19 protein-coding genes, 1 pseudogene and 1 riboswitch are annotated in these 20,168 nt (G+C 38.1%); of the genes and pseudogenes, 3 read left to right on the forward strand and 17 right to left on the reverse strand.

The genetic code is table 11. The annotated features are described in order from the left end of the window. Positions 1 to 72 precede the first annotated feature (72 nt). The 4 genes from D1B33_RS14950 to D1B33_RS14970 form a co-directional block, all read right to left on the reverse strand. Positions 73 to 1,329 (reverse strand): nucleoside permease, encoded by a 1,257-nt coding sequence (locus tag D1B33_RS14950; RefSeq protein ID WP_118877202.1) that lies wholly within the window; start codon positions 1,327 to 1,329, stop codon positions 73 to 75. 50 nt (positions 1,330 to 1,379) lie between these two features. After that, complete coding sequence (locus tag D1B33_RS14955) at positions 1,380 to 2,315, reverse strand: nucleoside hydrolase (protein WP_118877228.1); 936 nt, start codon at positions 2,313 to 2,315, stop codon at positions 1,380 to 1,382. A gap of 248 nt (positions 2,316 to 2,563) precedes the next feature. Then, a riboswitch (purine riboswitch) is annotated at positions 2,564 to 2,665 on the reverse strand. Positions 2,666 to 3,220: 555 nt separating this feature from the next. Continuing rightward, the gene (locus D1B33_RS14960; protein WP_118877203.1) at positions 3,221 to 3,472 is read right to left on the reverse strand and encodes a hypothetical protein; all 252 of its coding nucleotides are present in this window, start codon (positions 3,470 to 3,472) and stop codon (positions 3,221 to 3,223) included. Between the two features lie 1,381 nt (positions 3,473 to 4,853). Then, positions 4,854 to 5,300 carry a YkvA family protein gene (locus D1B33_RS14970; protein WP_118877205.1) on the reverse strand — a complete coding sequence of 149 codons (447 nt, stop codon included), beginning with the start codon at positions 5,298 to 5,300 and terminating at the stop codon, positions 4,854 to 4,856. An 822-nt stretch (positions 5,301 to 6,122) separates the two neighbouring features. Between D1B33_RS14970 and D1B33_RS14975 the strand changes: the two genes are divergently transcribed. Beyond that, positions 6,123 to 6,524 (forward strand): YidH family protein, encoded by a 402-nt coding sequence (locus tag D1B33_RS14975; protein WP_118877206.1) that lies wholly within the window; start codon positions 6,123 to 6,125, stop codon positions 6,522 to 6,524. Between the two features lie 337 nt (positions 6,525 to 6,861). Here the strand turns inward: D1B33_RS14975 and D1B33_RS14980 are convergent, their stop codons facing one another. Next, a complete protein-coding gene (locus D1B33_RS14980; protein WP_118877207.1) occupies positions 6,862 to 7,437 on the reverse strand; it encodes a DEAD/DEAH box helicase family protein in 576 nt (191 codons plus the stop codon). A 59-nt stretch (positions 7,438 to 7,496) separates the two neighbouring features. After that, the gene (locus D1B33_RS14985; RefSeq protein ID WP_118877208.1) at positions 7,497 to 7,742 is read right to left on the reverse strand and encodes a hypothetical protein; all 246 of its coding nucleotides are present in this window, start codon (positions 7,740 to 7,742) and stop codon (positions 7,497 to 7,499) included. 388 nt (positions 7,743 to 8,130) lie between these two features. Here D1B33_RS14985 and D1B33_RS14990 point away from each other — a divergent pair, with 388 nt between their 5' ends. Then, positions 8,131 to 8,385, forward strand: coding sequence for a GlsB/YeaQ/YmgE family stress response membrane protein (locus D1B33_RS14990; protein ID WP_118877209.1), 255 nt, complete (start codon positions 8,131 to 8,133; stop codon positions 8,383 to 8,385). A gap of 246 nt (positions 8,386 to 8,631) precedes the next feature. Here the strand turns inward: D1B33_RS14990 and D1B33_RS14995 are convergent, their stop codons facing one another. The 4 genes from D1B33_RS14995 to D1B33_RS15010 all read right to left on the reverse strand — a co-directional run bounded on the left by D1B33_RS14995 (position 8,632) and on the right by D1B33_RS15010 (position 10,755). Beyond that, complete coding sequence (locus tag D1B33_RS14995; protein ID WP_118877210.1) at positions 8,632 to 8,814, reverse strand: hypothetical protein; 183 nt, start codon at positions 8,812 to 8,814, stop codon at positions 8,632 to 8,634. Between the two features lie 159 nt (positions 8,815 to 8,973). Then, positions 8,974 to 9,822, reverse strand: coding sequence for a hypothetical protein (locus D1B33_RS15000; RefSeq protein ID WP_118877211.1), 849 nt, complete (start codon positions 9,820 to 9,822; stop codon positions 8,974 to 8,976). A gap of 108 nt (positions 9,823 to 9,930) precedes the next feature. Continuing rightward, positions 9,931 to 10,308 carry a hotdog family protein gene (locus D1B33_RS15005; protein WP_118877212.1) on the reverse strand — a complete coding sequence of 126 codons (378 nt, stop codon included), beginning with the start codon at positions 10,306 to 10,308 and terminating at the stop codon, positions 9,931 to 9,933. 129 nt (positions 10,309 to 10,437) lie between these two features. Beyond that, the gene (locus D1B33_RS15010; RefSeq protein WP_118877213.1) at positions 10,438 to 10,755 is read right to left on the reverse strand and encodes a hypothetical protein; all 318 of its coding nucleotides are present in this window, start codon (positions 10,753 to 10,755) and stop codon (positions 10,438 to 10,440) included. Positions 10,756 to 11,010: 255 nt separating this feature from the next. Here D1B33_RS15010 and D1B33_RS15015 point away from each other — a divergent pair, with 255 nt between their 5' ends. Beyond that, the gene (locus tag D1B33_RS15015; protein ID WP_118877214.1) at positions 11,011 to 11,424 is read left to right on the forward strand and encodes a DUF3888 domain-containing protein; all 414 of its coding nucleotides are present in this window, start codon (positions 11,011 to 11,013) and stop codon (positions 11,422 to 11,424) included. A 766-nt stretch (positions 11,425 to 12,190) separates the two neighbouring features. On the opposite strand, the gene D1B33_RS15020 is transcribed toward D1B33_RS15015, so the two are convergent. The 7 genes and pseudogenes from D1B33_RS15020 to D1B33_RS18520 form a co-directional block, all read right to left on the reverse strand. Further along, complete coding sequence (locus D1B33_RS15020) at positions 12,191 to 13,807, reverse strand: thiamine pyrophosphate-binding protein (protein ID WP_118877215.1); 1,617 nt, start codon at positions 13,805 to 13,807, stop codon at positions 12,191 to 12,193. Positions 13,808 to 14,010: 203 nt separating this feature from the next. Continuing rightward, positions 14,011 to 15,288: a M20 family metallopeptidase gene (locus D1B33_RS15025; RefSeq protein WP_158583001.1), complete on the reverse strand. Its 1,278-nt coding sequence runs from the start codon at positions 15,286 to 15,288 to the stop codon at positions 14,011 to 14,013. A gap of 245 nt (positions 15,289 to 15,533) precedes the next feature. After that, the gene (locus D1B33_RS15030) at positions 15,534 to 16,004 is read right to left on the reverse strand and encodes a peptide-methionine (S)-S-oxide reductase (RefSeq protein ID WP_118877217.1); all 471 of its coding nucleotides are present in this window, start codon (positions 16,002 to 16,004) and stop codon (positions 15,534 to 15,536) included. 94 nt (positions 16,005 to 16,098) lie between these two features. After that, positions 16,099 to 16,500 (reverse strand): hypothetical protein, encoded by a 402-nt coding sequence (locus tag D1B33_RS15035; protein WP_118877218.1) that lies wholly within the window; start codon positions 16,498 to 16,500, stop codon positions 16,099 to 16,101. Positions 16,501 to 16,670: 170 nt separating this feature from the next. After that, positions 16,671 to 17,093, reverse strand: coding sequence for a VOC family protein (locus D1B33_RS15040; protein WP_118877219.1), 423 nt, complete (start codon positions 17,091 to 17,093; stop codon positions 16,671 to 16,673). Positions 17,094 to 17,536: 443 nt separating this feature from the next. Beyond that, positions 17,537 to 18,751: a carboxylate--amine ligase gene (locus tag D1B33_RS15045; protein ID WP_118877220.1), complete on the reverse strand. Its 1,215-nt coding sequence runs from the start codon at positions 18,749 to 18,751 to the stop codon at positions 17,537 to 17,539. A 381-nt stretch (positions 18,752 to 19,132) separates the two neighbouring features. Beyond that, a pseudogene (locus D1B33_RS18520) lies at positions 19,133 to 20,168 on the reverse strand (hypothetical protein); the annotation flags it as partial.

Below are 20,168 nucleotides of genomic sequence, written 5' to 3' on the forward strand. Positions count from 1 at the left end.
GCATTCCCCCAAAGAGAGGGAATTGGCTGCTGATTTTAGCTTTCATTCTAACTTGACTTTAAATCATACAGATTAAGCAGCTTTATTTACATCGTTCGTTGTATCCTGGCTGTGTTTGTATTTAAAAGTTATCGCAAAAACGATCCCAAGAACGATGGTATAGGCAGCAAAAACCAACCAGATATTTTGCCAGTCTTTTATGCCGTCAACCGTTAAATAATCCACTATTCTTCCACTAATCATAGCTCCTAAATAAGCTCCCAGTCCGTTCACCATTGTCATAAATAAGCCCTGTGCACTCCCACGAATTCGGTGATCCACTTCTTTATCTACAAACATTGATCCAGAAATATTAAAGAAATCAAACGCTGCACCGTACGCTACCATGGATAATAGTAATAAGATGAACCCTAATCCGGTTGGATCTCCAAAAGCTAATAAACCGAATCGCAACGTCCAAGCCGCCATACTCAATAGCATGACCGTTTTGATCCCAAATTTACGTAAGAAAAATGGTATGGCAAGAATAAAGACTACTTCTGAAAATTGTCCAATTGATAATAAAATCGCTGGGTATTTCACAGCAAGACTTTCTTTATAATCAGGATTTAGCGCAAAATCATGAAGGAATGGGTCTGCAAATGCCAAATTAATTTGCAGTGCAGCACCGATCAGCATTGCAAATATGAAAAAGATGGCCATTTTCTTTTGTTTAAATAGGACAAAAGCGTCGAGTCCTAAGTGGCTTACCCACGACTTCTCCTTCTTAACAGTTGCTGTTGGACAATCAGGCAGCACAACTGAAAAGAGTGCCAGTAAGATGGCAGCCCCTGATGCAATGTATAACTGAATATTGCTTAACTCAAATCCACCAATACTAATGAGCCACATAGCAAGAATAAAACTAACGGTTCCATATACACGAACGGACGGGAATTCTTTCGTCGTATCGAGTCCTTCCTTTTCTAAACCAACATAGGAAATGGTATAAGATAATGAAATTGTCGGTATGAAAACCATAGCGTTAAAAAACATTACCCAAAACATAACGGTTGGGTCTGAAGCTTGTGCTGCTATAAATAAGCAAATCGCACCAACAAAATGAAGAATTCCATACAATCTATTCGCTTTCATCCATCGGTCAGCGATAATCCCTATAAGGCTTGGCATTATAAGAGAAGCAAGTCCAGATGCGCCATAAACCGCTCCAACTTGTGAGCCAGAAAAATGTAATGTATTAATCATATACGAGCCAAGAGTAATTAGCCAACATCCCCAAATGAAAAACTGGAGAAAAATCATAATTTTAAGTCGAGATTTAATTGTCATTGTTTTCCTCTTTCTAAGTTGTTATTGTCTAAGCTGTACTTTTGTAGTCATCAAGCTTTTTTAGCTAATTCAGTCATATAATCGAAGAATGCATCGCGATTTACATCGTAGACTACATTCACTGGACGTCCATCAGCTGTTTCAACTGTACGGCCTTGGCTTGGACCGTCTGTGTGTACAATGCTGTTAATAGTTTGTACTTTCACAAAATCAGGATTGCCGACAAATGCAGTTGTTAACACATCCCACAAATAGTATGTTGAGTTCGTTGAAAAGTGAACAAGTGGTGGTACCATCGCATAACATTGGCCAATAAAATCCACACCAATATTTTGTCGTTCTTTTGCCCAACGCTCACGTACATCTAAAGTTAACGGTACTTGGTTTGTACTTTCAAGCGCTACTAAATCAATTGCTATGCCAGTTTCCCATACACGAGCTGCTGCTTCAGGATCCCAAAAAACGTTCCATTCCGCTGTTCCATCATGTTCAGGTTCATGTACGTTTCCTTCTTCACGGAATGTACCACCCATCCAAACAAGTCTTTCAATTTTCGCTTCAATTTCAGGAGCTTCATCTAATGCGCGAGCAAGATCAGTTAGTGGGCCTGTAAATAATAAAGTTGTTTTTTCTTCAGTTGCTAAAACCGTATCTATTAAATGGAGATGTGCTGGTTTATCTGCCACTGGTGTTACAACTTTTCCAGATTCATTTAAAATCGGTAGGGCATCAACATAAAATGCATGCATACGCCAGTCTTTTGGAAAAGGATTTTTTCCACGAGAATTTGACGCTGCTACGTCTAGACCACCATAACCAAAGCGATCAATAATTTTTCGACTCGCAAACATTGCTGGTTCTAAATAACAATCTGCTGGTATGACTGAAACACCTGTGAGTTCAACCGTGTCCATTTTTAGTAATAAAAATAGCGAAACAAGATCATCAACTCCGCCATCATGATTAAAGTAAATTTTCTTTTTCATTTTCTCGATCCCTTCATGGTGAATTTTTATAAATTGCTTGGGGTTCATCCAACTGTTTTCTTGTTGGAATACTCGTATAACGTTGCACTTTGTTCCGCACTAAGAGCCATCGAGCCATCGAAATTTGCCTGATGTGCCGCTTCACATGATGGCTTTAAAAAAGCATCTTAAAATATAAAAAACGCTCCGATAACTACCGGAGCGTTGACTAGGGCATTGTAAATACAAAAGGAAGAATTAATCCTTCTTCCATTTAACACTTACCTCGTAGTCAAACCCTTTACGGCGGCTTGGTAGAAACTTTTGGGCCATATCCCCAATATTATACGACATAATTCGACATTCAATTCGCACTCATAATAGCAATAGTTTAGGGTTCCGTCAACTAAATAACGAACATTTTCGTTAATTCCCAGAGTGTCATTCGTGTTTCATAATATTCACAATATTATTCTCCCTTTACCGTTTCACACTTTTGCAATTGAGGTACTGACCAAATCCCTCAAATGCTATATTCAGCACAATTAAAATTGAAATTGTCAGATCAGATCCGTCGCGAAGATTTTGATTTAACCCATGATTCGAACCAAGGTGGACATCCATTAATATTTCAGAAAGTGAAGTTCTACTCTATTGATTTATAAAAAAAGAAACCCCTGCTCAATTCTTCAATAAAAAATGAGTTTGTCAAAACAACCCACAATTCTTCAACTCTTGCAACCGTTGCCTCAATAAATGCTAAACAAACAATCTTTTATGAGTATCTTATTCCTCCTGGCTCCTCAACAATCTGGCCCTTTTCATGAAGAAAGAGCCCAATTCATACTGCAGAATTGCGCCCGATTGTGAATTATCGTTATTCATATAGCCCCTCGTTAGAGCTTAATAACTGATTTTTTTTCAAATTAACTTGGATTTACAGATATTCCGAACACTTTACCAAGAGCAAATCTAATCGCATCTTCCCACTCTACACCTTCTAAAGAATGTAATTGTTGAGCCGTATCCCAAGCTGGTAAAAAGCTTTCAGTCAGTAGTTGATCGCTTTGAATTAAGTTAAGTTCCCAGGCAATTATTTGAAACGTACGAATAATGGCTACTTTTTCGCCCACTTGATCGGCAAATTCTTCAGTAGAATATGTATTTTGAATTTTCATAATAACCCCTCTAATTGTTTTAATTACTTAATTGTACTTTAATTGATATTATTTCTTCTCCCAAAAACTGTGATTTGAGAGTATCTAGGAATGGAACAAGAATTATACGATTTAATCAAGCATCATGATTTTCGTCTCCCATTACTTGAATAAGAAAATAAGCTAGCCTAAACAATCCTATCCTCATCTTTCACACCCGTCACTTAACAAGGAATTGCAGCTTGTCCATTTAGCGGTGCCTGCTACCCTCTTACATAAACTATTTAGGGCATACATCCAACCCAAGCTTTGATATTAAGCATAAACTGGTTATATGTCTAATTTCAAAAAGGAGTGAATCTTGACTTATGCGATATATGGAAGAAATGCCTTTCTATGGCCAAAATCTAAGAGGTCTAGACAATTGTATATTTCGTTTCACGTATATGTGGCTTAGAAACGGTGATAACTTTTGGTTCTTTCTGACTGCTGTTGGCCACGAAAGAGCTTATGGCTACAGGTTTTTCGGTGGAAGATGGAATCAATATTCAATTGCTTTAAGAAACATTGACGCCTACCATTGTTCCCCTCCGACTCCAACTCCATATTAGAAAACAGCTCCTGACTTTTTATTCTTATCATTCAGTTAAACTTTAGAAACGTCCGTGCTTTCATAATTAAAGTTCTTTTTTAAAACCTAATACACAGTAAACACCAGATATCCGCCAACTGCGTGTTCCCTCCATCATCTATAAAACGTTAATCATTTCGGTTAGCGTTTTTTATATTGAAATTAGACTCAATGCCAAAAGAACATAAGTTTAATCCTTCACAACCTCAATTGCATTATAAAAATATGCTTTTACTTTCCTTAACAAACTGGCCCGATTGTTGAACATAAATTGGGATTGACCCATGTCGAATCCCCCTATAAAAACCCCTCAAAAATTTTAAATCCACCAGTCGTATGACCGGTGGATTTTTTGGATTTATGTAAGCTTTTATCTAATTTCATACATTCGGAAAAATAAAAAAAAAAACGCCCAGAAAAAAGCGCCGGATTATGAAAAATCATTTTTCTTATTTAATAATTTAAGAAGTTCTTGAAATGAATCCTTCATCTTGCACTTTATAAGATTCACCTTCAACCATTAGTGATCCATTTTCATTAATCGATAAGTGATAAACTCTGTCAGTATAATGGATTATAAATCACTCCTCCCTTTCCATGAAGAAAGACGCATTTCCAATTTCAGAAACGCGCCCTTAACTGATAACAGCAATAATCGAGCCAGAACGTTAAGTCCCTGACTCGATTATATTCTTTTTCAATAGTAAATAAACGGATGCTCACTCTCATCCATTTTCCTCGTACACCATAAATTAAAAACCATATTCTGAGCTAGATTTCTTTTTTGGGTCTGAAATTATCCTCTATTTCATTATTCCCATCATAATTTTCACCAAAAATCTTCTTCATTCGTTCATGCGCTTCTTGTTTTATTGAATCATCAATGTGGGCTTTAATTTTATTTAATGCATAAATGATTACCATTGTATCATCTGCATATCCAGCCAACGGAATGAAGTCTGGTATAACATCTAGAGGTAGAATTAGGTAACCCAGCGCACCTGCTATAGTCAACTTAGTTGAATTAGGGGTATTGGGGCTTTTAAATGCATAGAATAAAAGTAGGCTATAATAGGAAATTTTAACTCCCATTTTCTTAGCATATTTGAGAAGTTTTTTAACATATTTATTTTCGGAAAAATGTTTTTCCTTCCCTTTAATTGCTTCAGTAGAATCAAATTTTTCCAATTCTTTGTCATAATCTTTTTCTTCAGACACGTTATCTTCTCCCTAATATTCCTGAATTTCCTTACCCTTGTATAAACGTTTTTATTCTAATCTTGTTCCTAGGCTACAGATATTATCCCGATTTTACCGAGTTTATTTTTACGAAGCACAACTCTATCGAACAAACCATAGTTGAGAATCAATAAATTTAATGCTATCAATGGAAGTAAGTTCCTATCAACATAAAACTGTCTCGTTTCTTTTAAATATTAAGGGTAGAGGAATTGTATTGATTTTAAAGGCATTTTCCACAAAAGAGAGATTCAGTGGTTTCACCCACACCCTGAGCGTACTTTTGAGGAAAATCATGTTGAATCCATAGAAGATCTAGTACATGAGATGATGGATGACCACTTAAATCGCTAACATTTAAAAGGCTATCCAATCTCCATCTAATTCACTATTAGACCAATTTGGGGGTTAACTAGATCTATGTCATAAGTACTCCCATTCTGAGAGCGCAATTCTATTATAGAAATGCGCTCCATTTGTTTAATTTGTTCAATATCCCCCACTGACTTCCAGCTGTACGTTATCCTATCCAGATTCAGAGTGACCAAAAGCTTCCACTGTTTTTCAACTTTACTGCCTCTCTAGTACTATAAGCAATTCAACAAAAAGCTCATTGGATACTAACTTAAAAGATATCATTGTTTTCGTTAATCAGAAAAATTGATGGGTAAAGAATGGGAGGCAGTAAATCATAGAGAGACCATGGTGCGTACAGTCGACTGCTGATAAATAACTGAAGAGAATTAAAGGTTATAGGCAGCAAAATATGAAACAATTGCTAAGTTAGGTGGTTTGATATGTATGAAATTTGAAAATCAGAATAAAGAACAAGAAGAAAATCAACTGGAATTTGCTCAGCAGCATTTGGCCAATGAACGCACGTATTTAGCTTGGCTACGGACCGCAATAAACGTCACAGGAATTGGTTTTGTAATTGTTTCTTTCCATTTATCCATTGGGCAAAGCCATCGAGTAGTAGACTTTCTGGCTGTGCTGCTTACTATCCTATCCAGCGTGGCTGGTTTTTGTCTCATTATAAATTCAGCTGTCCAATATTTCAGAAAGCGAAAACAAATTCAGGCACAACGCTTTCATTCTTCCCATGTGTCTATCATAGTGGCGTCACTGGTTTTGCTTACCGTGGTTCTCGTCGCTACTGTCTATATTTTAATCCAATTTATGCATGTTGAGGAGAGCATTTAATGGATCTTAATGAAGGAGAAGCCTTATTGATAAGGCCTGTATGGAAACGCTGTACTTGGAAGATCTTACATTATTACCGGTACCTTCTTCTTGATTTCCCTAAATTCGAAAAGCAAACAAACAAAGGGCTCCTAAATTCTAAAATTTAATAAATTGATCTCTATTCGACCGATTTTGAAGGAGCGAAGAAGTACTTTATTGGCATCTTCGCTCCCTTTTTGGCTTTAATAGTGTATCACTAAAAACGGATACTGTAGTTTAAAACGCAAGCGCCATTGAGAGGAAGATCAGCTATGGAGAAGAGAAAGAACACTGATTTTATATCCCTTGTTCAAACCTATTCCTCATCCGGTTTCGTATTAAAGTATTCAATTATTTTATCAGCTGCTTGTTCAGCTGTTAGATTTGTTACATCTAGTTGAAAATAATGTTTATCTTTTATTTCTCCAGGCAATGAATTTAATCGATGTGTTCTAAAAGATTCAAGTAATTCATTTTCGGAATGTTCCAGATTCCGTTTCGAGGGTTTTTTCGCTAATCGATTTTCAGTTTTATTTCTACGTAGCCTTTCTTCCAAATCTGCCGATAGTTCAACGAAAAAAATATCGATCCCCTTAGATAAAAATATTTCTTTATATCCATTAATTTCTTCAACATCTTGCGGTATATCAAAAGCCATTACGAATGTAAAAATTAGTCCTTTCACTTCCGACTGCTTAACCATTTCATTGAATATAGCTGTTCTAAATTGAGTGGAAAGTTGAAAAGTAGCTGGCACCCAACCTAAAAATGGTTGAATCAGCTCCAATGTCATGTGATTATGCAACAATGGTAAATCTAGTTTTTTTGATATTTCTTCACCGATTGTCATTTTTCCTACGGCCTGCGGTCCACTTATAAAGAATACTTTCAATTCTAACTGCCTCCTAAAGACAACATCTACAACAATTTTTAATTAGACCCTCTATACATTTAAAACACTGATAAAAAAATAATAGCTGTACCACTAAGTACTAACAATATTCCTAAACTAAACGCCCATCCTATGATACTTTCAAAATTTATAAAGCTAATAAACGCGATCGGATAAATGAAGATTTTTTTATAGAAAGGTTGCCCTCTAATGCACTGTGTTTCTTCTTTAAATTCAAAGTAACCTATTGGAATTAAAACGATCCCTATTAAAAGTGCTACAATACCAATTGCTATATAATCCATCTATTATTATCCCCTCAATTTACTCTTAGGCTTATAAATCCGCCTCGTTAACTCAGGTATATTTAACTCAATCTTATCTTTATTTTAACATTAATATCCAATTTGCTGGCAGAGTTTTATTCCATTCCGATTTTGAACACAAGTTCTTCTTTAAACTTAACCAATCTAGAATTCATAAAAAACATCCATAAGTGCTGTCTAAGGTTTTCGATCATTATTTCTCAACAGCTCATGAATTTGCACTTTGTCTAAAAACACGTTAGGTATAACAATATCCGTAACTACTTGAAATTCCCGATAATTTTTCCCTTAGTGTTTGAAAGTATTAAATAAAGGTTATAAAACACTATAGCTAAATAATTAAACTATAAAATAGGAGATGAATAGTATGAGTTTCATTTGGTTTTTAATAATTGGCGGGATTCTCGGTTGGCTTGCAGGTATGATTTTGGGAAAAGATGTCCCAGGTGGAATTATTGGTAATATAATCGCAGGTATTATCGGTGCATGGATTGGTGGTATGCTTCTAGGAGATTGGGGACCTAAAGTTTCTGATTTCTACATCTTCCCTGCTATCATTGGAGCAATTATACTTGTATTCATTGTGAGCTTAATTATGAAATCATTGCGTAAAGCTTCGTAACGCTAGATAAACTTTTAGTTTATTACTAACGGTTAAGTGAATCATATGTAAGCAGCAATAAATGGTGACTTTAATTAAAAAGCGGCCTTCCACAATCTAATCTGTGGAGGACCGCTTTTTCTTTGTTCTTATATTTAGCATTCCTTGGCTAATAGTTGGCTTGTCGGAAATAGTACAGGACCACGTATTTTAGGCACATATCCATATTTGGAGTTGCGCCCAATATAAATTCACTCGTCTGATTTTTTATTGCCTTTCACTTTCTTTATAATAGTTTTTGCTCACTTCCAATTTTTTCATTTCTAACTCTATCTTTTTTTCTTCCAGCTCTATCTCCTTCTTTTTAACCTCATTTTCCTGTTTCTTAACATATCCATAACAGATAAGATAAAGCCCCACAATGATTGTAATGTAAAACAAGAAATCCATTTCATTCCCTCCTAATTAAAATTATCCTAGCAGCGACTACGAAGCCAACCAAGTTCGAGGACCGTTGTTCAACATAATGGGGATCTCAAGTTAAAAAAGACGTGATTCCCTTACAAGAATCACGTCCTTTCGTTCAACGGCAAGCTTTATAATACAATTTTACTGAAGCTGTATGGCAACAGCATAACCTGAGGCCGGCAGTGATTCCTCAATCATTCCATCTGTCCAAACCGCCACGTTATCGCCTATATTTAGTTGTTCTGCTCCAATCTTGTTGCCATTTCGATCTCGAATCACGGTGGCACTGTTTACCGAGGCATAGATTTGATTCTCAATCAAGAATACCAGGCTCTCGCCTTCCCTTTTCTCCATGATTGTCCCAACAATATAAGGTTCTGCTGTTGGAAGCCCGTGCTCATCGACTGTAGCCATGACGCCCTCTTCGATTCTAACAATCTCCTCATGTCCAGCGGTAATCTCAGCAAGCAACTCCTCATTGAGATCTTCGCGTGCCGACACATAAAGATCAATTCGGTTTTCCTTTTCGTTCGTTCCAAATGAAGATACTCGGCGGTCTGTAACGATTAACTCTTCATGAGCTGCACTTAATTGTTCCGCTATCTTTTCTAACGTTTGGTAAGAGTACGTTGCAGTCTTTAGTTTGACACGATATTCCCCTTCGTTTTTGCCCATTTGCTTCGAATAATCTTTAAGGCCTTCTGCCACTTCTTGAAGCGGGTATAACTCTTGAATTAAGATCACAAAATGTTTAAATGGTTCATGTTCCATATAGAGCCCTGAATAGGCATTTTTATCGAGCTTCTCAGCAACATAACCACGTATCAGTTCAACAGCTTCCTCATCCGTTGCTGCTGCAATCGTCATTTCCACTTCTACGTGTGCCGACTGTTCCCTACCTTGCTCGTCCTTGGATATTATGTTTTTTTCTCCTTGTCCACAGGCAGATAAAATCAATGCAACTAAAGTAAACAATACTATCTTTTTCAACGAAATCGCCTCCATACTGAATGAGTCGGGCTCAGCGACTTTTCGTTTCATGTTCTATCTAAAGATATTAAGAATTATTTAATCTGTGACGTTAGGCTGCAGTACAAATCAAAGAATTACTCCCGAAAATTCTCCTTTTAATACTTCTTTTTCATGCTGGTTTACACATAAAAAGGATGCAATTATAGCGAATCTATTTTTTTCATCTTTTTCATACTTTTCAATTTTCACCGAACAAGTGATGGTATCCCCTGTAAACACAGGTCTGACAAACACAAAATTCATCGTACGAGCCAGCACGTTATGCTCTCCCCCTATTTTTGTTGGCAAAGTTGCCGTTAACAGTCCTTGAATCACAAGTCTCCCTTGCTCGTCCGGTGTTCGATGATGAATCCCTTCGTCACCTGAAATTTCCGTAAATAATTCAACATCCCTTGTTGAAAAAGTGCGATGAAACGATATGATATCTCCTACTTTTAATGACATTTAACTCTCCCTCTTAAGGTATTGTAATTACAATATTCATTACCGTTCTAATCCATTCTATATACTGCGTACTTTCCACTTTAGAAGCCGGCCAATTATGGCAATCACTAAAACATATTCTCGGTATTTTTAGTAATTTGCCGTTTTGTTACGATATACAATCAAAGTTAGTGCATTTAATATGATTGTAAAACCGAGAAGAACTGCTGCAGCTAACACTACAACACCTGTTATGTCCATTAATGCAGACCAATCCTCACTCTTGACTAAATGATAATGATAGAAAATCTGAAACATAAGTGAAATAGCACAGGCACTGAGACTCAAAACTAAAAGAATTGTCCAATTCTTATATTCGTGCTTTTTATAACTCATAAGATTAATTACAGGAAGTATCCAAGCCATCAGCCCAAGTACGAGACTGCCAAGGTTTAGTAAACCAATCATTGTGTAATCTCCTTTGTATTTTTTACTTCTTCATTCTTGTCTAATAATAGGAGACGGTGAATTTTATCAGAAGTTTCCAATTTTACATAAATGCAGTATGTGAACCTGACGTCTGTAAAAGAATAAATTTAAATTGCAAAGAAGTATTCTACTAGATAAATACATAAATTTGTTTTAAAAAATAACTACTTCATTGGTACATAAAATTCCTGTTTCTGCAAAAAGCTATAAAAATAAAAAACGGAGACAAACGTGATGAAAAAAATACTAATACTCTTCTTATTAATCAATCTACTTACGATAAACTCTGTATTGGGAAAAGCAACGATTGAAATTCCACCTCAAAATCGACCGCCGAGTGTAATGGAATTAGCATTTTTACGTGAATTGGGTCCATCTATTCTGAAGGCAATGAGTACGCATGGGCAGCTCCAATTATTCACCTCTGAACGAATAGAAAAAATTGAACGGAATATTGAGAACGACTACTACGATATATCAGTGAGAGTTGCCGGTTACGAAGGCGCGATCAATCCACCTTATAAACTAATTCGAATTACTTTCCGTGTACCTGGCAAGGATTATAAAAATGAGTTGGATGTGATTTCATATAAGGCAACAGACATCACGCCTGAGGAATTTGTTAAATTATCCGAATTTGCAAGATAGCATCTTTGAAAAGATAACCAAAAAAGGCACAATTCCTTGTATGGGCAAGGCAAAACGGTAAATATAACTTGTTTTAATGACCGTTTTAAAGGTAACCCGTGAAGAACGGGTGAATAGAATCCGCCTTAACTACCGTTTTAAGGATGACCCCTGAAAAACGGGCGAATAGAATCCGCCTTAACTACCGTTTTAAGGGTGCCCCTTGAAAAACGGGCGAATAGAGCCCCCCTTAACTACCGTTTTAAGGATNNTCGTTTTAAGGATCCCCCTTTGAAAAACGGGCGAATACACCTCGCCTTAATGCGACTTTTAAGGATGACTAAGGAAAAAGCGTCTTTTAAATACAACAACTATGAATTATTATCCGCATGGCTATTAGCGATGAATAAATAGTACGTGTTAATGGTACGTCTCCCAACCAAGTAGGTACTGTAAAATAAAGCCCTGGAATATCTTTGTGCTGATCAAATAGTATGCAAAGTCTTATTCGTACGAACCAAATTTTGCTTACAATCACCGATATTGGGCTCGCCTCATTTTGCTCTCTTCCTCACCTTTTCAATTCGTTTTCAATCAACCACTTTAGCGTAATTTTATACCAATTTTGTATTTTATCAATAATATCCCAATAGCAAGATAGCAAAAAAACCTCTGCTCTAATGTTAGAACGGCACAAAAAAATCGCCTGGTAATCCAAGCGATTTTCTGTAATATCTTAATATTTTCAATGGGATTCAAAATTCTTGCGTAAACAATCATCGTATTTTTATTCTGTTTCCGGGAAGAATACCTGGGCCGTGCTGATGTCCACCAGCGTGGGAGCATTCGTGTTAAGTGCTTCCTCCAACACCGATTCCAGCTCGATATCTGAGTCGGCGCGCAATCCTTTCCATCCGCAGGCTTCTGCCAATTTTACAAAATCAGGGTTCGTTAAATCTACCCCTACCTCTTTCTTCTTTGCAACTTTGAGTTTGTCTCTCTCCATTTGCAGGCTCTCATTATTTAAGACAACAACGGTAATATTGAGTTCATAGCGGGTAGCTGTCAATAAATCAGCAAGCACCATTTGAAGTCCTCCATCCCCCACTATTGCCACTACTTGTTTTTCAGGTTCTATAAGCTTGGCCGCCATCGCAGCCGGAAGACCAAAGCCCATTGTCCGCCAGTAGCCGGAGACTAAAACTGATTGATCTTTTTGCCGGAAGTTGCGATTCGTCCATACTGTATTATCCCCTGTATCCAATGCAAGAATAGCATCCGGTGCCACTGTTCGGTCCAGGGCGCGCATAATCCGTGCCGGATGAGCAGGATAACCCTCGGTACTGCCTTCCTTCTCATTTTGCACAGCCCATTTTTCTTTTATTTCCTGGCAGCGAGCCACCCAATCTTCAGAGCGGGAGAATCCTTGTAGGCTCTCCACTAAGAATGGAAGAACTTCTTCTGTTTTGCCGATAATTCCAAGGTCTGTTGGAATTTCTTTGACAAATTTATCGAAATGGCGGTCAATCTGGATAATCCGCGCATCCGTTGGCACATACCCTTCCGGCCACCAAGTCGTACCGGCAAGAAGTACCACATCTGCCTCCTTGAATAAATCAGAGGCATACGGATTGCCGCCTTCACCAATGCCTTGCAAATTATGCGGGGAAGAATCATCGAACAATCCTTTCCCACCCAAACTTGCAAGGATGCCGGCCCCCCACAAATCAGCAAGTTTCTCTATCTCCTCTGAAGCGGAAGCGGCTCCGGCTCCTGCAAGAATCATTGGCCGCTTGGCTGTTTTCATAATTCCTGCAGCCTGTTCCAAGCTTTCTTTAGTGAAGTTGGAAGCGCCCTCTATCACATCCGGCAAAGGACGCGGTTCTCCTGTAGCCGGCATCATAAAAATATCCTTCGGAACGGACAAATGTGTTACAACCCGCTGCCCGAGTGATGTTCGCACTGCTTTTTGAAGAACTTCAATCGTTGCATCCGGGCTGGCTAGATTAGCAGAGTAGGCAGCAAAAGGCTTCATAAGCTCCTGCTGGTCAATATATTGCGGAAATTCCGTGCCAATTTTATCACTGGGTGCCTGTCCAGTGATTGCGAGTACAGGCGCTTTGTCTGAATATGCATCACCGAGCCCATTTAACAGATTAGTTGCACCAGGCCCCATCGTCGCCGTACACACTCCAAGCCCACCTGTCAGTTTAGCTTCCGCAGAGGCCATAAAAGCAGCCGTCGACTCATGCTTTACCGCAATGTATTTAATTTTATCCTGCTTAGCCAGTGCATCGATGAGCCCAAAGGTTGCATCGCCTACTACCCCATATATCCTTTTGACGCCGAACAATGATAATTGATCCAGCATCAATTCACCAACCGTTCGCTCTGTTTTTTCCATTACATACGTACCTCCTTAATAGATTTTTCTGACCTGCCACACATAACGCATCTTCTAATTTTCGTTCATATTATATTTTCCCGAAATAGCGGCGGTTAACCCTCATTTTCCCAAAAGGAGGATTAAGTGAGCCATACTAGATAATAAAAAAAAGCGTAAATCCTTGTTGGATCAACGCCCTCAAAATACGTATTTCGCAAGATTTAAGATGATCCAAGATAATTGATTGCCGTCTCGGCATAAATCTCGGCAGATTCTACTAAGCTCTTCACTGAAACCCGCTCATCATACCCATGGACAGTGTGTTGCATCCCAGGACCGTAAAGGACGGTATCAATTCCGTGGCTCCGGAAGTGGCTGGCATCACTTGAACCAAGCAACAGTATGCTGAAGATGGGTTTCTCCATTCCCAGGACACGCTTGATTCCTAGTTCGGTTGCCTGTACAATCGGACGATTCTGTAAGGTCCAGTTGGGGTTAACAAAGGGGACCATTGGCTCTACGACCGCACCTGGAGCTACGGTTCCAACAAGACTCCTGGCAACATCGAGAACAAACTCCGGCTTCATACCAAATGGAACCCGGGAATCCACTTCAATAATACATTCGTCTGCAATCACGTTCACCTTTTTTCCGCCCTGAATGATCCCTGGATTGTAAGAGGGGCGATACAGCAACTGCGACAGTGAAGGATCTCCTTGCTCGTATAGGAACCACTCGGTGTTGTACAAAAGTTGACCAAGGTCTGCTGGGGGCGTCGCCTTGAACTCCAATAGCTTAGCTAATGCATCAACTGCGATGGCTCCCTTTCGAATAGCAGAGGTTCCGGTAATGGGATGTGTACTGCCATGCCCCGGTAAACCTGGTATGGTCACACGCATAAACGCCATGGTCTTTTCACCAACATTCGGATGGCGAGGATGCGTTGGTTCCCCAATCAGGCAAGCATCACCCTTAATTAATCCTTGTGCTAGAAGTGAGGCTACCTCCATGCCACCATTCTCTTCATCCGGAGAGGCGATAACGCCAAGGCTGCCTTTCAAATTAAGTGAAGGAGCGAACTCCTGAAGCAGTCCGGCCACAAAAACAAGGGATGCCAACCCCCCCTTCATATCGGAGGCTCCCCGACCCAAAAGCATACCTGCTCTGACTTCTCCTGAGAAAGGATCAAAGGTCCAGCGTGACCGATTGCCTGCAGGTACGACATCTGTATGTCCGCAAAATAGGAGTCTTGGACCAGATACCTTGGTTAAGGGAGCATCACAAACCACGGTAACCAACGCATTTTCGCTGCGGCGGTGCTCCGTAATCGAGAAGCCTTTTGCTGCTAAGTATCGGCTAATATGGTGTCCCATTTCTGCTGACCGTTTCTTAAACTGGGGCGATGGATTTTCAGATGGAATTCGAATAAATGAAGCTGCAAGTTCGACCAACTCCCGTTGCCTTGACCTGATCAACTCCCGAATCATTCTGTTACTCAAATAACCCCTCCCCGATGCTACAAATATTTCCTTTGTCATCTTATGTACCGAGAATTTAATATATTCTGGGAATAGAAGCTAACCGATGTCTCTTTAATTTTTCGACATAAAGAAAGACGCTTTTCTTTATTTGAAAAGCGCCAGATTGTTGAAGATTTCTCGATCCCTTTTAGGGTATATTCTTTCCGAACTTTGTACAATTATCCTCAATTTTGACATTGAGCACTATTCACAAATATCTTTCATCACTTATATCTATTTAAAATTTCTTCTGGAATATGACAATAATCGTTTGGACATCTAGCTAACCTATCTTGATGTTCTTCTGCACTTCTCACATAGTTCGTAAGAGGCAATACTTCAACAACTATAAGTTCATTATCATCTCTCTCACGAAGAAATGCCTTCGCTTCTTTTAAGTGTTCTTGCTTTTCGCTATATACTCCGGTTCTGTATTTCTCACCAACATCCTGCCCTTGTTTATTCAAACTGTATGGATCAATTATTTCAAAAAAGTATCCCATTAATTCCCTGATGGTTACCACCGTTGGATCAAATCCTGTTTTTACACATTCGACGTAGCCATCATAATCACCCCCAAGTGTGCGGCTTGTTCCATTAGCTCTTCCTGCTTCTGTAAACTTAACTCCAGGCAACGTTTTTACAAAAGCTTGTACTCCCCATAAACATCCACCTGCGAAATATACTATTTCCATATTGATCTCCCCCCTTATGCAGCAAATTACCCCAACAATCCTAGCAATGGAGTCCAGTTCTTATTGGAGTACACGCCCGATTGTTGAACAGGATTTATTTCTCAATCCGCACTAATGTTTTTTCAGGCATCTCAATCAAATCAACATCAAGGTCATCCATTTTTAAAGTTATTTCACCGACTCGCTTGTCTTTTTCCTCACCAACCCAACAGCTAAAAAGCTCAAAATAATCACCTTTTTCAAGATAACGATTCATAATCTCACATAATGCAATTAGTTTCTTTTTCGATTCAGCACATCTTCTTTGATTCATATTTTTTGAAATCTCAATTCCCCAGTGACTAGATACTTCATAAACAAAAGGTGTAGTAAATTGATGTTTTTTTACGTCCCGTTTGTTGTAATCGTTAGAAAAACAATCGCTAATATACATTAAATCATCATCATCACTAAGGGGAATTTGTATATTACAACCAATATAACTAGCTAAACTCATTTATCTGAAGCCCCTTTCACACATGAGCTTGCTTTTAAAAAAAGTTTGAACAAACAGCCTCTTTAAAAATGACACCTTAGTTATTGCTAAAGCATCCGTTAATTTAAGAGGCAATCTTTACAATCAATACCAAGTTGGAGATTAAAGTCAATTCAAGTCCCAATCAAAATTTATCCAATTTTCTCAGCCAACTCTAATACAATCCCTTCTGGCCCACGAACGAAGCATAACTTATAAGCGTTTTCGTAGTTTTGTATTTCACTAAAAATTTCCGTGCCTTTCTTTTTCAATTTGGCAACAACGGATTCTATATCGTCAACTGCAAATGCAATATGATTTGCAAAAGTTTGCTGGATTCCCTTTATATCTGACGACGTATGGAATTTAACCAACTCCAAAGTTGCTTGGCCATCTAGCGTCCCTAGCCAAACGACAGTCGCTTTAACGTCATTAAACCCAATCATCCGTTCTGCCCACTTCCCATCTCCTTCTCCTTCCCCTAGCATTTCTAGCCCAAAATCGAGAAAAAACTCTTTAGCAGCAGAGAGGTCATTCACGATTATACCTACATGATCGATTCTATGAATCTTCATATCCATACCTCCTTGTTCCTGTTATTCTGCAATATATCCTATATTCTTAATTAGTTTGTTTGTTATTCTAATTCTATAAACAGAAAATATCCTTCTTGAACGATTTGATTCAATTGTCAAATAAGGCACAATTCCGATTGTTAAAGAATGTCTTTAATCTCTACTTCCGGCAAAAGTGGTTTTTCAGAAGCATCTGATCCGATTATAAGTACATTTATTCACAATAATACATTAACATAAATAACCAATTTTTCTTATTAAGTCGTTATTCTTGGTAATGTCCCTTTAGAGAGACTAACCTTTTATAAACGAGATCTAAATTGGATATAAAAAAAGAGCATGTTTTGATTTTATTTTTACAAAAACATGCTCTTTTTATTTGACTAGCACTTTCCAAATCCATCATCTTATTATTGTTTCCTTTGTCGTACTATTTGATCTAATTACCATTCATTGGTCTTGTATTTTTTATAATAATTAATTTGTCTCAAGAACAAATAGAATGCCCGTTTGACATGTAGATCTTTACTATTGAATAGTGGATTCCCGAATTTTCCACTTTTTATTAGTTGCCGCATCTCTTCTCGTATCGGTTTATTCGATACAAAATTTTTGAGAACAATTTTAGGAACAAGTGTAAAAAGAAAATGATCATCAAGAAGAGTAAGCGGTTTCTCTTTGGCATAAATCAAATCATCCACTAAATAACGCGCCATATTATGGCCACTGGCCGTAGTGTAATAACTAGAACGGCCTTGCCTGATATTTACTTCAAACACTTTAAATTTCCCGTCTCTCTCATCGAACTTTAAATCGAAGTTGGCAAACCCTACATAGCCTATTGCTTCTAAAAAGTTTTGCAGTTTCTTCATTATCTCTTCGTTATACCCGGTAATAAGGGCTGTGTAATTGCCGATTGCAGTTCCGGTATGCTCTTGCAATACTACCTGTGCCAATGTGATCAACTGAGACTTCCCTTTACTGCTTACATAAAATACAGAATCCCATAGTTTTGTGTCATCGCCAGGAATATAGTCTTGAATGATTAAATCATCTTCATATCCACTTGCATTAATTTGATTGATTACATCCATCAGCCCTTCCCTATTATTAACTTTATACACCTTTTGCTGGCCAGGGAACGCATTCTTATAATACTCAACACCGTTGCTTGGTTTTATAATGACAGGAAAATTCAACTCTTCTGTGAAGGGTTCTTTTTTGTAACAAGAATAGAAATATGTTTTAGGTGTATCGATTCCGTGCGCTTGGCATAATTTATAGAAATTTGATTTAACCAGCAAGTTGTTCATTAACTCTTCTGTCGGATAGTTAAAAGTATAGAATGGCTTTAATTCTTCTGCATTTTCAATAATTAGCCGAACATAAAAATCATTGGTTCCAACAAGCATTAACTTTTTTCCCGTTTGCTTATACTTAACTGCGACAGCTTTTAGTACCTCCATAAAAATATTTTGCTCCCACAGACCTGGATTAATTTCGATATGTTCTATGATTGTACTTAAATTAGTAAAAGGCATGCGTTCTTTACCTACCAAAATCGGCTTTATATTATATTCCTCATGAAAAGATCTTGCCATATTGTAGGCATTGATATCTGTTCCAACAATGATTGGTATAAACTGTTCTCTATTCATAATTTCCAGCCTCTCCTTTTTAATAGAAATAGATTTTAATCATTCCAATGTTGTTCCCCTTATGCTAATTTTCAAACAAATTCAATGATCCTCTATTGACAATCTGATTTAATAATAGAATCGTTTCCTACTATGTATTTCTTCTATCTTCACAATTATTCATCTCAACTACTTATTAGCTTTGTTCACTATTTGTTTGTAGATGGAAGTTCCTTCTGCAACTAAACTTAAGCTGCCTTATTGCAACCTAAGATTCTTTTGCAAATCTACATTCAAAAAGGGGAATGAATAATCTCAGTTATTCATTCCCCTTGCTCATTTTATTCAGTTAAAAGCCATTCAAACTCCCAAACCACCATTGAGTATGCTGGAGAGTCCTTCTTATTTTAAGAAGTTAAGAATGTTAGAAAGTGAAGCTACCAGACTTTGATAGTATCCAATCACTTTATCTCTTACAGCAATATTATCTTGAGCAACTGGTGCTGCTGTTTCTTCTGTTGCTTCTTCAACTGCTTCTGTACCTTCTTCAGCGATTGGTGCTGCTACTTCGTCTGTTGCACCTTCTACTGCTTCTGTACCTTCTTCAACAATTGGTGCTGCTACTTCGTCTGTTGCATCTTCAGCTGCTTCTGTTCCTTCTTCAGCGATTGGTGCTACTTCGTCCGTTACACCTTCTACTGCTTCTGTTCCTTCTTCAGCGATTGGTGCTACTTCGTCCGTTACACCTTCTACTGCTTCTGTACCTTCTTCAACGATTGGTGCTACTACTTCGTCCGTTACACCTTCAACTGCTTCTGTTCCTTCTTCAGCGATTGGTGCTACTACTTCGTCCGTTACACCTTCAACTGCTTCTGTTCCTTCTTCAACTAGGCCTTCTTCTGTTAGTGGTGCTTCTTCTGTTACACCTTCAACCGTTTCTGTACCTTCTTCAGCAATCGGTGTCACTGTGTCTTCTGCTGCATCTTCAAGATCAGATACTGTATTTTCCACTGTATCAACTGTTTCTTGTACTGGTGTTTCTGCATCAACCGGATTTTCAACATTTACGTTAGTATCATTTGTTAGATCTGCACTTCCATTATCAACAGAAGTATCTAGAGATGTATCCGCTTCTAAATTTGGTGTATCTGCTTCACCAGCTTCAGCTGATACCTCAGTTACTGCATCAAGTACTGGAAGGCTTTCAGATTCTTCACTTGTTTCAGCAGTATCTAAACTTAAATACTTTTCAATGATAGATTGATAGTATGCAGTTACACTTTGATACGTATCACCAATAAATTGATAACTATCAGCTACCCATAAGTTAAAAGCATCTTCAGATGGCATTACTGCTGTGCCTTCTGGTGCTTCCGTACCTTCTGTTGCATCTTCTTCAACTGTTGGTGCTTCTGCTTCTTCTTCAGCTACTGGTGTT

This window comes from Ureibacillus yapensis, assembly GCF_003515775.1.
GTDB lineage: Bacteria > Bacillota > Bacilli > Bacillales_A > Planococcaceae > Ureibacillus > Ureibacillus yapensis.

Coding starts and splice junctions, on each gene's coding strand:
- D1B33_RS14950 (WP_118877202.1), bottom strand. CDS start 1,329: ATGACAATTAAATCTCGACTTAAAATTATGATTTTTCTCCAGTTTTTC.
- D1B33_RS14955 (WP_118877228.1), bottom strand. CDS start 2,315: ATGAAAAAGAAAATTTACTTTAATCATGATGGCGGAGTTGATGATCTT.
- D1B33_RS14960 (WP_118877203.1), bottom strand. CDS start 3,472: ATGAAAATTCAAAATACATATTCTACTGAAGAATTTGCCGATCAAGTG.
- D1B33_RS14975 (WP_118877206.1), top strand. CDS start 6,123: ATGAAATTTGAAAATCAGAATAAAGAACAAGAAGAAAATCAACTGGAA.
- D1B33_RS14985 (WP_118877208.1), bottom strand. CDS start 7,742: ATGGATTATATAGCAATTGGTATTGTAGCACTTTTAATAGGGATCGTT.
- D1B33_RS14990 (WP_118877209.1), top strand. CDS start 8,131: ATGAGTTTCATTTGGTTTTTAATAATTGGCGGGATTCTCGGTTGGCTT.
- D1B33_RS14995 (WP_118877210.1), bottom strand. CDS start 8,814: ATGGATTTCTTGTTTTACATTACAATCATTGTGGGGCTTTATCTTATC.
- D1B33_RS15005 (WP_118877212.1), bottom strand. CDS start 10,308: ATGTCATTAAAAGTAGGAGATATCATATCGTTTCATCGCACTTTTTCA.
- D1B33_RS15010 (WP_118877213.1), bottom strand. CDS start 10,755: ATGATTGGTTTACTAAACCTTGGCAGTCTCGTACTTGGGCTGATGGCT.
- D1B33_RS15015 (WP_118877214.1), top strand. CDS start 11,011: ATGAAAAAAATACTAATACTCTTCTTATTAATCAATCTACTTACGATA.
- D1B33_RS15020 (WP_118877215.1), bottom strand. CDS start 13,807: ATGGAAAAAACAGAGCGAACGGTTGGTGAATTGATGCTGGATCAATTA.
- D1B33_RS15030 (WP_118877217.1), bottom strand. CDS start 16,004: ATGGAAATAGTATATTTCGCAGGTGGATGTTTATGGGGAGTACAAGCT.
- D1B33_RS15035 (WP_118877218.1), bottom strand. CDS start 16,500: ATGAGTTTAGCTAGTTATATTGGTTGTAATATACAAATTCCCCTTAGT.
- D1B33_RS15040 (WP_118877219.1), bottom strand. CDS start 17,093: ATGAAGATTCATAGAATCGATCATGTAGGTATAATCGTGAATGACCTC.
- D1B33_RS15045 (WP_118877220.1), bottom strand. CDS start 18,751: ATGAATAGAGAACAGTTTATACCAATCATTGTTGGAACAGATATCAAT.